At 68.6% G+C, this 11,050-nt stretch carries 10 protein-coding genes; 4 read left to right on the forward strand and 6 right to left on the reverse strand.

Annotated elements, in window-relative coordinates; genetic code table 11:
* Positions 1 to 28: 28 nt before the first annotated feature.
* Genes LVB77_RS09365 through yidD form a run of 3 tightly spaced genes read right to left on the reverse strand, consistent with a single transcriptional unit; the run spans position 29 to position 2,483 of the window.
* Positions 29 to 922 carry a M23 family metallopeptidase gene (locus LVB77_RS09365; protein ID WP_232909857.1) on the reverse strand — a complete coding sequence of 298 codons (894 nt, stop codon included), beginning with the start codon at positions 920 to 922 and terminating at the stop codon, positions 29 to 31.
* Complete coding sequence (locus LVB77_RS09370; protein ID WP_232909858.1) at positions 919 to 2,250, reverse strand: dihydroorotase; 1,332 nt, start codon at positions 2,248 to 2,250, stop codon at positions 919 to 921. Before LVB77_RS09370 ends, LVB77_RS09365 begins: the two co-directional genes overlap by 4 nt.
* Positions 2,235 to 2,483, reverse strand: a complete 249-nt coding sequence (gene yidD, locus LVB77_RS09375) for a membrane protein insertion efficiency factor YidD (protein WP_200943927.1) — start codon at positions 2,481 to 2,483, stop codon at positions 2,235 to 2,237. Before yidD ends, LVB77_RS09370 begins: the two co-directional genes overlap by 16 nt.
* 293 nt (positions 2,484 to 2,776) lie before the next feature.
* On the opposite strand from yidD, the gene dksA reads away from it, so the two are divergent.
* The gene (gene dksA / locus LVB77_RS09380; protein ID WP_232909859.1) at positions 2,777 to 3,874 is read left to right on the forward strand and encodes an RNA polymerase-binding protein DksA; all 1,098 of its coding nucleotides are present in this window, start codon (positions 2,777 to 2,779) and stop codon (positions 3,872 to 3,874) included.
* Positions 3,875 to 4,076: 202 nt separating this feature from the next.
* Here the strand turns inward: dksA and LVB77_RS09385 are convergent, their stop codons facing one another.
* From LVB77_RS09385 to cysS, 3 genes are all read right to left on the reverse strand, one after another.
* On the reverse strand, positions 4,077 to 5,330 hold the full coding sequence (locus LVB77_RS09385; RefSeq protein ID WP_232909860.1) for an MFS transporter: 1,254 nt from the start codon (positions 5,328 to 5,330) through the stop codon (positions 4,077 to 4,079).
* Positions 5,327 to 5,779 carry a SufE family protein gene (locus tag LVB77_RS09390; RefSeq protein ID WP_232909861.1) on the reverse strand — a complete coding sequence of 151 codons (453 nt, stop codon included), beginning with the start codon at positions 5,777 to 5,779 and terminating at the stop codon, positions 5,327 to 5,329. The genes LVB77_RS09385 and LVB77_RS09390 overlap by 4 nt, the downstream gene beginning before the upstream one ends.
* Positions 5,780 to 6,190: 411 nt before the next feature.
* Complete coding sequence (cysS, locus tag LVB77_RS09395) at positions 6,191 to 7,564, reverse strand: cysteine--tRNA ligase (protein WP_232909862.1); 1,374 nt, start codon at positions 7,562 to 7,564, stop codon at positions 6,191 to 6,193.
* A 224-nt stretch (positions 7,565 to 7,788) separates the two neighbouring features.
* On the opposite strand from cysS, the gene LVB77_RS09400 reads away from it, so the two are divergent.
* From LVB77_RS09400 to LVB77_RS09410, 3 genes are all read left to right on the forward strand, one after another.
* On the forward strand, positions 7,789 to 8,268 hold the full coding sequence (locus LVB77_RS09400; protein ID WP_232909863.1) for a hypothetical protein: 480 nt from the start codon (positions 7,789 to 7,791) through the stop codon (positions 8,266 to 8,268).
* Between the two features lie 345 nt (positions 8,269 to 8,613).
* Complete coding sequence (locus LVB77_RS09405) at positions 8,614 to 9,621, forward strand: N-acetylornithine carbamoyltransferase (protein WP_232909864.1); 1,008 nt, start codon at positions 8,614 to 8,616, stop codon at positions 9,619 to 9,621.
* 148 nt (positions 9,622 to 9,769) lie between these two features.
* Positions 9,770 to 10,966 carry an argininosuccinate synthase gene (locus tag LVB77_RS09410; protein ID WP_232909865.1) on the forward strand — a complete coding sequence of 399 codons (1,197 nt, stop codon included), beginning with the start codon at positions 9,770 to 9,772 and terminating at the stop codon, positions 10,964 to 10,966.
* The last annotated feature ends 84 nt before the right edge of the window (positions 10,967 to 11,050 follow it).

The following is an 11,050-nucleotide window of genomic DNA, read 5'->3' on the forward strand; positions in this document are numbered from 1 at the left end:
GCCGCCGCGGGCGCTGAACGGTCTCGTTCTACTTGCCGCCCGCGCGCACCGCGTCGCCGCGTTCCAGCACCAGCAGCGGGTCGATGCGCACGTCGAACCAGTTCATGCCCCAATGCAGGTGCGGCCCGGTCGCGCGGCCGGTCGCGCCGACCGCGCCCACGACTTGGCCCTGGGCGATGCGGTCGCCGACTTTCACGTCGATGCGCGACAGGTGCAGGAAGTTGGAGCTGATGCCGTGGCCGTGATCCAGCAGCAGGGTGCCGCCGGTCAGGTACAGGTCGGGCGCGGCGAAGGTGACCACGCCGGCGGCCGGCGCCAGCACCGGCGTGCCGCTGGCGGCGGCGATGTCCATGCCCGAATGCGCGCTGCCGGGCTGGCCGTTGTACACGCGCTGATTGCCGAAGCGCCCGCTGATGCGGCCGCGCACCGGCCACACGAAGGCCTGGGCGAAATCGGCGCGCTCGTCGTCGCGGTCGCGCGCGGCCGTGACCAGGGCCTGTTCGCGGCGGATGCGCTCGGCGATCTCCGGCGGCGGGTTCACGGTCTTGGGCGGCACGCCGTTGATCTGTTCGATCGGCCAGTCGCGCGGCGTCACCGCGATGCTCACGCGCTGGCTGCGGCCTTGCGCGTCGATCACCTCGACCTCCACCGGCGCGGCCTGTTCGCGGCCGATGCCGAACACCACCGATCCGTACGCCGTGGCGCGCAGCGTGCGCGCGCCGTAGCGCACGCTGGCGCCGGCCGGCACCTTGCCGATCACCATCGCGCCCTGCTGCACCGAAGCGGGAAACACCACGCGCGCGTCGACGCCGTCGGCGGCGGGCGTCGCGACCGGTGCTGTGGACTGCTGCGCCGAGACGGTCGGAGCCGCCGCGCACACGGCCAGCGCCAGCGTCGCCAGCGCGACCGCGCAAGGCCTCATCGCGCGAACGCCAGGCGCTGTCCGTTGGCCGCGCCGACCAGGCGCGCGCCGTCCCAGGCCAGTACGCCGTTGACCCAGGTCGAGGCGATGCGCGAATGGAAGGTGCGGCCCTCGAACGGCGACCAGCCGCACTTGGACAGCACGTCCTCGCGGCGCACCGTGAACGGCGTGTCGTCGATCAGCACCAGGTCGGCGGCGTAGCCCTCGCGCAGGAAGCCGCGGCCTTCGACATCGAACAGCTTGGCCGGCGCATGGGCGAACTTGTTCACCACCTGCGCGGTGCTCAGATGGCCCTCGTGGACCAGCTCCAGCGCGGCGTTGAGCGCGTACTGCACCAGCGGCAGGCCGCTGGGCGCCGAGGTGTACGGCCGCGCCTTCTCTTCCAGCGTGTGCGGCGCGTGATCGGTGGCCAGCACGTCGATCACGTCCTCGGCCACCGCGCGGATCAGCGCCTCGCGGTCGCTGGCGTCCTTGATCGCCGGATTGCACTTGATCAGGTGGCCCAGCGCGGCGTAGTCGGCGCGGTCGAAGCGCAGGAAGTGGATGCAGGTCTCGGCGGTGATGCGCTTGCCCTCGATCGGGCCGGGCTGGAACAGCGCCAACTCGTCGGCGGTGCTGATGTGCAGCACGTGCAAACGCGTGTTGTGCTTGCGCGCCAGCGAGATCGCCAACTCGGTGGACTTCTTGCAGGCCTGGCGCGAGCGGATATCGGGGTGGCATTCGGCCGGAATGTCGTCGCCGTACTTGGCCTTGTAGCGGGCCAGTTCGGCGTCGATCATCGGCGTGTCTTCGCAATGGGTGATGATCGGCGTCGGCACGTCGCGGAAGATCGCGTCCAGGGTGACCGGGTCGTCGACCAGCATGTTGCCGGTGGACGCGCCCATGAACACCTTCACGCCCGGCGCGGTGCGCGGATCCAGGCGTTGGATCGCTTCCAGATTGTCGTTGCTGGCGCCCAGGTAGAACCCGTAATTGCCCCAGGCGCGGCCGGCGGCCCGGCGGTACTTGTCCTCCAGCGCATCGGCGTTGAGCGTCGGCGGATTGGTGTTGGGCATGTCCATGAACGTGGTCAGCCCGCCGGCGACCGCCGCGGCCGACTCGGTCGCGATGTCGGCCTTGTACTCCATGCCGGGCTCGCGGAAGTGGACCTGGTCGTCGATCATGCCCGGCAGCAGGCGGCGGCCGGCGGCGTCGACCACCGCCTCGCCGTCGCGCGCGGACAGGCCCGCGCCGATCTGGGCGATGCGGCCGTCCTCGATGCGCAGGTCGCCGTCGTACTCGCGACCTTCGTTGACCAGGCGGGCGTTGACGATCAGTGTCGATGGCATGAGTGCTTTCCGGGGTCCAGGGGCGGCACCGGATCGTGGCCGCCAGGGTGCAGGGGATGACAGCGCAGGATCCGCCGCAAGGCGAGCCAGCTGCCCTTGAAGGCGCCGAAACGGGCGATCGCCTGCATCGCGTACTCCGAGCAGGTCGGATAGAAGCGGCAACGCGGCCCCAGCAGTGGACTGATCCAGCGCTTGTAACCGCGTAGCAGGACGATGAGGAGGCGGTCGATCACTTTTCCACTAAACGCGCGTTTCCTTAATGCGGGAGACCGGTGTCGGATTGCGGTTGCCGCAGTAGTCGGGGCAGGGTATAACAGCGCGCTTTCCTCTCACAAGGCAGGCGCAAGGCAAGGCCGGGCGGACCCGTAACGGGGTTGGCCTGACGAGGCGGAAAATGCCGGTAACGGTCGATTTCGCTTGCGGCGGTCGCGCATTTGTGTATTTGATCGCCGAGCGGACCTCGCGGTTCGCGAAGCTTCCGGAACGGTCCGGGAGTTCCCTCAGGGAATAGAAGGACAAGCCGCTCGTGGCAGTGAAAAAACCTGCGAAGAAGGCCGCCAAGGCGGCCAAGAAGACCGTCAAGCCGGCCGTGAAGAAGGCCGCCTCCTCCAAGACTGCGGCCAGCAAAACCGCGACCAAGAAGCCGGCGGCGAAGAAGCCCGCGGCCAAGGTCGCCGCCAAGAAGCCGGTCGCCAAGCCCGCAGCCAAGAAACCGGCCGCGAAGGCGCCTGCCGCGAAGCAGCCCGCCAAGAAGGCCGCGCCGGTCAAGAAGCCCGCGCCGAAGCCCGCAGCCAAGAAATCGCCGGTCGTCGCCAAGAAGGCGGCGCCCGTAAAGAAGCCCGCGGCCAAGCCCGCCGCGCCGGTCAAGCAGACCGCCGCGGCCAGTAAGGCCGCGGTCAAGAAACCCGTGGTGGCCCCGGCGGCCGCGGCAAGGAAGCCAGAGCCCAAGCCCACCGTCGTCAAGCAACCCGCCGCGAGCCCGCCGACCAAGACCGCACCGGTGGCGGCGCCCGCGAGCAAGAACGCACCCGCAAAGAGCACAGTGACCCAACCAGCCTCCAGCAAATCCCCCGCCGCTGCGACCCCCGCCGCCAAGCCCGCCGCGACCCGCCCCGTGGGCAAGGTCGCCGTGGCCGTGGCCGCCAAGCCCCAGGCGCCCGCGCCCAAGGGCAAGGTGAAGGTCGTCCCGTACCAGACCGACGACGCCACCGGCCGCCCCATCGTTCCGCAGGGCTACCGCCCGGCCGCGGACGAGGAGTACATGAGCCCGCTGCAGCTGGAGTACTTCCGCCAGCGTCTGCTGAGCTGGCGCGGCGACCTGGTCGAGGAGTCCAAGCAGACCATCGAGAACCTCAAGGACGAAGTCCGCGACGTCGGCGACGAAGCCGAGCGCGCGACCCGCGAAACCGAGAACTCGCTGGAACTGCGTACCCGCGACCGTTACCGCAAGCTGATCAGCAAGATCGACAGCACCCTCAAGCGCGTCGATTCGGGCGACTACGGTTTCTGCGTCGACACCGGCGAAGAGATCGGCCTGGAGCGCCTGGAAGCCCGCCTCACCGCCGAGCGCACCATCGATGCGCAGGAGCGTTGGGAGCATCTGCAGAAGCAGATGGGCGACTGAGGTCCGCGGTTCGATGCGTTACGCGAAAAGCCCCGCGCGAGCGGGGCTTTTTCGTTGGGGCGAATGAAAGCAAATCCCCCTCAATCCCTCTTTTTCAAAGGGGGAAGACCCGCCGCTGAGATTTGGCGTTCGGGCACGGCACCGGCTCTTAGCGTCCCCCTTTGGAAAAGGGGGATTGAGGGGGATTCGCTCTTAGCCACCCCTATTGCAAATCCCGCAGATTCAAACGCCGCAACTTCGGCGCCAGCTTCGCCGTCGCCGCGACCACCGCCAGGGTCATGCAGCCGCCGAACACCACCGACGGCACCAGCCCCAGCAGGCGCGCGGCCACGCCCGACTCGAACGCGCCCAGCTCGTTGGAGGAGCCGATGAAGATGCCGTTGATCGACGATACCCGTCCGCGCATTTCGTCGGGCGTCGACAACTGCAGGATGGTCGAGCGCAGCACCACCGACACGCCGTCGCACATGCCCGACAGCAGCAGCATGGTCGCCGACAGCCAGAACTGGCGCGACAGCGCGAAGCCGATGATGCACAGGCCGAAACCGGCCACCGCGTACAGCAGCAGGCGGCCGGCGTTCTTCTGCGGCGGATGCCGTGCCAGCCACAGCCCGATCAGCACCGCGCCCGCCGCCGGCGCGGCGCGCAGGATGCCCAGCGCCTCCGGCCCGTAATGCAGCACGTCGTGGATGAAGGCCGGCAGCAGCGCCACCGCGCCGCCGAACAGCACCGAGAACATGTCCAGGGCCTGCGCGCCCAGCACGACCTGGTTGTTGAACACGAAGCGCAGGCCTTCGCCGATGCTCTTGAACACCGGTGCGCGCTCGGCCGCCGGCGCCGGCTCGGTCACGCGCAGGGAAATGATCGCGATCGCCGCCGCCAGCGCGAACGCGGCCGAAGTCAGATAGGCCGAGGTCACGCCGCCCCAGGCGATCAGCCCGCCGCCCAGCGCCGGACCGACCACCAGGCCGGTCTGCATCACCACGCTGCCCACGCCGGCGCCGCGCGCGAACTGCTCGCGCTTGAGCACGCGCGCGAACAGCGACATGTAGACCGGCGACAGGAACGCGCGCACCACGCCGTTGATCGCGATCGCCGCATAGATGGTCAGCGTGCCGATGCCGAACGCGCCCGCGGGCAGGTGCCCGCTGGCCACGCCGGCCAGCATCAGCGTGGTTAGCAACAGGCCCAGGCAAGCGAACATGCCCAGCTTGCGCCGCGGCAGGTGGTCGACCGCGTAACCGGCGAACAGCGCGAAACAGAAGTAGGGCACTACCTCGGTCAGGCCGATCAGGCCCAGCGCCAGGGTGTCGTTGGTGAGCTTGTAGATATGCCAGCCGACCGTCACCGCGACGATCTGGTAGGACATCATCGCCAGCAGGCGATAGACCAGCAGGCCGACGAAACCGCGGTTATGCAGCAGCGACGGCTCGGGGGCGGTCGCCGCTTCGTTCACAGCCGCCGACGGGCCTGGTCGCGGATGAAGCCCAGCAGCGCGGTCAGGCCGTTGCTGCGGGTCGGCGACAGGTGCTTGGTCAGGCCGATCTCGGCGATGTAGTCGGCTTCGGTGGCGGCGATCTCGGCGGCGCTGCGGCCGGAGTAGACCCGCAAGGCCAAATAGATCAGCCCGGACACGATCGCCGAATCGCTGATGGCGTGGAAATCCAGGCGCTGCGCATCGCCCTGGGCGACGATCCATACCAGCGACTGGCAGCCGTGCAGGCGGTGCTCCTCGGTCTTCCATTCCTCGGGCAGCGCCGGCAGCTTGCGGCCCAGGTCGATCAGGTACTGATAGCGCTCGGACCAGTCGGCGAAGTAGCCGAACTCCTCGCGGATCGCGGCTTGGGCCTGCGCGGCGGTGGGTTCCAGCGGGAAGGGGGAGACGGGGACGGCGATCGCGTTCATTGCCTGCGCATTCTACGCTTCGCGCGCGTGAACGGGCGGAACGCTGCGTAGCTGGGGTGGTGCTGTGGGGCGGCTGGGCCGCGTCGCGACTCGAGAGCGAGTCCTGCTCGGCCTTCCTCAACGAGGAAGCGGTAGGACCACGCGCACCGAGGAAGTGAGCGGAGCGCTTCCCCCTTTGAAAAAAGAGGGATTGAGGGGGATTTGCTTTTGACGTCACGCGCATTCGTAGGGTGCGGTGAGCCGGAGGCGAACCGCACCGGTGCGCGAGGGTGGGGTGTGGTGGAGCGCGCGCGTCGCTTCCTAGTGTGCGTCGTCGCCATCCATGGCGCCGCTATAACCGCTTCGGCTGGTCCGGCCCGGCCATCCATGGCCGGGCGTTCGAAGGCGCAGCACCTGCCGATAGGGCAGGTGCTAAGCGCGCCTTCTCACCCACCGCACTCCCTGCGGCGTGTCCTCCAGCAAGATCCCTTCCGCGGCCAGCTGATCGCGGATCGCGTCGGAACGCGCGAAATCGCGGTTCTTCTTGGCCGCGGCGCGCTCGTCGATCAGACCCTGGATGCGGGCATCGTCGCCGCCGTCGGCGCCGCGCGCGAACCAGGCCGCCGGGTCCTGCTGCAGCAGTCCCAGGGCCAGACCGGCGCCCAGCAGTTCGCGCTTGCGCGCTGCGCGCTCGTCGCCCTCGGCCTTGCGCGCCTCGGCGGCGATGCGGGCGATCTCGGCCAGCGCCTGCGGCGTGCTGAGATCGTCGTCCAGCGCGGCCTCGATCGCGGCCGGAATCTCGATGCCGTCGACCTCGACGTCGGCCAGGTCGCGCAACGTCCCGTACAACCGGTCCAGCGTGCGCACGCTCTGCTCGACCAGCGTGTCCGACCAGTCCAGCGGTTGGCGGTAATGCGCCGAGAGCAGGGCATAGCGCAGCGCCTCGGGCGGATGCGCACGCACCAGGTCGTGGACCTTCTCGATGTTGCCCAGCGACTTGGACATCTTGGCGCCGCCGAAATTCAGCATGCCGTTGTGCAGCCAGTGGCGGGCGAAGACCTTGCCGCCGTGCGCGCATTCGCTCTGCGCGATTTCGTTCTCGTGGTGCGGGAACTGCAGGTCGACGCCGCCGGCGTGGATGTCGATGGTTTCGCCCAGGTGGGCGGCGGCCATCGCCGAGCATTCGATGTGCCAGCCCGGGCGGCCGCGGCCCCAGGGCGAATCCCAGCCGGGCAGGTCGTCGCTGGACGGCTTCCACAGCACGAAGTCGCCGGCATCGCGCTTGTACGGCGCCACCTCGACGCGCGCACCGGCCAGCATTTCCTCCGGATCGCGGCGCGACAGCTTGCCGTAACGGTCGAAACTGCCGATCGCGAACAGGGCGTGGCCCTCGGCGGCGTAGGCATGGCCGTTCTCGATCAGGCGCTGGATCATGGCGATGATCTGGTCGATGTGCGCGGTCGCGGCCGGTTCCAGGTCCGGCGCGCGCACGCCTAGCGCGGCCATGTCCTCGCGATAAGCCGCGGCGAAGCGGTCGGTGATGGCCGAGATCGGCACCCGCTGCTCGGCGGCGGCGGCGTTGATCTTGTCGTCCACGTCGGTGATGTTGCGCGCATAGACCAGGCCGCCATGGCGGCGGCGCAGCAGGTCGGCGAGCACGCCGAACACCACCGGCCCGCGGGCGTTGCCGATGTGCACGTAGTTGTAGACCGTCGGCCCGCACACGTACATGGTCGGGCGGGCGGGATCGATGGGTACGAACGGCTCGACCCGTCGCGTCAGGCTGTTGTAGAGATGCAGGCTCATGGGGTCACGCTATGGTTTGGGCCATTCTAGCGGCAGGCGCAGCGGCTGCGCCTCAGCTCAGGCCCGCGCGATCCCGATCGGGCTCGCAGCGCCCGCTCGGCGGCCGTGTTCGGAATGAGAATCGATGCGGGGCCGGTGCCGATCCGTCCGGGACTGGAGGGTTGATTCAGGTCGTGGCTACACTCCGGTCCTTACAATTTGTTCACGGAACCGATGCGAGCGCGATGAACCCCCGTCCTTACCTGGCAGTCCTGATGTTGCTGGCCGGCGCCACCGCAGCCCTTTGGGCCGGTGCGGCGTCCGCGCAGAGCACGACGGTGATCCAGGCCGAGAACGTGCGCTACGAGTACGCCCAGGTGCTGCGCGTGACGCCGGTCTACCAGACCCTCACCGCGACCAGCATCGAGAAGCGCTGCGAGAGTCCCAAGCCCGCCAGCGAGGATTCGCGCCTGTCGCGCATGGTCGGCGCGGTCAAGGACGTGCTGACCCGCGACCGCCACGAGCGCGAGCGTCAGGCCGCGGCGGCGGCCGAAAACTGCCGCTCGGTGCCGGTGGAGCGCGAGTTCCGTCAGCCCATCGCCTACGACGTGGACTACGTCTACAAGGGCTCCAAATACCGCTCGCGGCTGCCCGAAGACCCGGGCAACCGGCTGCGCATCCGGGTCGCCGTGACCCCGGTGGTGGCCCCGCTCAACTCGCGCTGATGCCGATCCGGCATAAGCCAGGCCCCGTTTTCGACTTGCGCCGCCGGGGGCCGCATGCGAGCATTCGCCCCCTAATGACCCACCTGCGCGCCGACGCCGACGTCCTCACCTCCGCCTACATGGCGGCGGGCATGACCTCGCGCGCGCGCCGACCGTTGCCCTGCCAATCCGCTGGGTGACGGTGCTCGCCGTCGTTCGTGTAACAAGCCACACACACGAAAAGCCCAGCCTTAGCGCTGGGCTTTTTTGTTTTCGTCCCTCGTAAAACCAGCCGCCGCGAAATCCGCCACCGCGTTTCCCGGCCTCCCCCCCACCGATCCAGACCGACGCCCAACGACACCGCCCATGATCAAGCACTTCCTCAACACCCAGGACTGGTCGCGCGCCGACCTCGACGCGCTGCTGGCGCAGGCCGCCGCGTTCAAGCGCAGCAAGCTGGGCGACCAGTTGAAAGGCAAGTCGATCGCGCTGGTGTTCTTCAACCCGTCCATGCGCACCCGCACCAGCTTCGAGCTGGGCGCGTTCCAGCTCGGCGGCCACGCCGTGGTGCTGCAGCCGGGCAAGGACGCCTGGCCGATCGAGTTCGAGCTGGGCACGGTCATGGACGGCGACACCGAGGAGCACATCGCCGAGGTGGCCCGGGTGCTGGGCCGCTACGTCGACCTGATCGGCGTGCGCGCGTTCCCGAAGTTCGTCGACTGGGCCAACGACCGCCAGGACAAGGTGCTGGCCAGCTTCGCCAAGTACTCGCCGGTGCCGGTGATCAACATGGAGACCATCACCCATCCCTGCCAGGAGCTCGCGCACGCGCTGGCGCTGCAGGAGCATTTCGGCACCAGCGACCTGCGCGGCAAGAAGTACGTGCTGACCTGGACCTACCATCCCAAGCCGCTCAACACCGCGGTCGCCAATTCGGCGCTGACCATCGCCACCCGCCTGGGCATGGACGTGACCCTGCTGTGCCCCACACCGGAGTACGTGCTGGACGAGCGCTACATGGGCTGGGCCGAGCAGAACGTCGCCGAGAGCGGCGGCTCGCTCACCGTCAGCCACGATATCGAAAGCGCCTACACCGGCGCCGACGTGGTCTACGCCAAGAGCTGGGGCGCGTTGCCGTACTTCGGCAACTGGGGCCCGGAAAAGCCCATCCGCGACCAGTACCAGCACTTCATCGTCGACGAGGCCAAGATGGCGCTGACCAACAACGGCGTGTTCAGCCACTGCCTGCCGCTGCGCCGCAACGTCAAGGCCACCGACGCGGTGATGGATTCGCCGCAGTGCATCGCCATCGACGAGGCGGAAAATCGCCTGCACGTGCAGAAGGCGATCATGGCGGCGCTGATCGGCCAGTAACCGCTTGAAGCCCCTCTCCCGCAAGCGGGAGAGGGGTTGGGGTGAGGGCGCTGTTCGCCCTCGCTTCGCAACCTCCATCGCATTCGTTTGCCCCCACCCCAACCCTCCCCCGCGCGCGGGGGAGGGGGCAAAGACAAGAGAGACAGAAATGAGCAAAGACATCGTCCTCGCCTTCTCCGGCGGCCTCGACACCAGCTTCTGCGTGCCCTATCTGCAGGAGCGCGGCTGGGCCGTGCACACCGTGTTCGCCGACACCGGCGGCGTCGACGCCGAGGAGCGCGCCTTCATCGAGCAGCGCGCGGCCGAGTTGGGCGTGGCCAGCCATGTCACCGTCGACGGCGGTCCGGCGATCTGGTCGGGTTTCGTCAAGCCCTTCGTGTGGGCCGGCGAGGGCTATCAGGGGCAGTACCCGCTGTTGGTGTCGGACCGCTATCTGATCGTCGAAGCCGCGCTCGCGCGCGCCGCCGAGCTGGGCACCAAGGCGATCGCGCACGGCTGCACCGGCATGGGCAACGATCAGGTGCGTTTCGACCTGGCGGTGAAGGCGCTGGGCGATTACGAGATCGTCGCGCCGATCCGCGAAATCCAGAAGGAGCACACCGAGGTGCGCGCCTACGAGCAGAAGTATCTGGAGGAGCGCGGCTTCGGCGTGCGCGCCAAGCAGAAGGCCTACACCATCAACGAGAACCTGCTCGGTCTGACCATGTCCGGCGGCGAGATCGACCGCTGGCAGGCGCCGGGCGAGGGCGCGCGCGGCTGGTGCAAGCCGCGCGCCGAGTGGCCGGCGGCGCCGCTGAAGGTCGCGATCCGCTTCGAGAACGGCGAGGCGGTGGCGCTGGATGGCGAGAAGATCGCCGGACACGTGTTGCTGGCCAAGCTCAACGGCTTGTTCGCGCAGTACGGCGTCGGCCGCGGCCTGTACACCGGCGACACCACGATCGGCCTCAAGGGCCGGATCATCTTCGAGGCGCCGGGCCTGATCGCGCTGCTGACCGCGCATCGCGCGCTGGAAGAAGCGGTGCTGACCAAGCAGCAGAATCGCTTCAAGCCGGACGTGGCGCGCAAGTGGGTGGAGCTGGTCTACGAAGGCTTCTTCCACGATCCGCTCAAGACCGACCTGGAGGCCTTCCTGGCCAGTTCGCAGTCCACCGTCAACGGCGAAGTGGTGCTGGAAACGTCCGGCGGCGTGGTCGATGCGGTCGCGATCAGCTCGCCGCACATCCTCAACGCCAAGGGCGCGACCTATGCGCAGGCCGCGGACTGGGGCGTGGCGGAGGCCGAGGGCTTCATCAAGCTGTTCGGCATGAGCAGCACGCTGTGGGCTGAGATCAACCGCAAGAACTGATCCAAAGCGAGGGTCCGTAGCCCCTCTCCCGCGAAGCGGGAGAGGGGACTCAAGCTGCAATCAGGATCGCAATCGCAACCGAAC

Origin of the sequence: Lysobacter sp. 5GHs7-4, assembly GCF_021284765.1 — a bacterium.
In the GTDB taxonomy this organism is placed as follows: domain Bacteria; phylum Pseudomonadota; class Gammaproteobacteria; order Xanthomonadales; family Xanthomonadaceae; genus Lysobacter.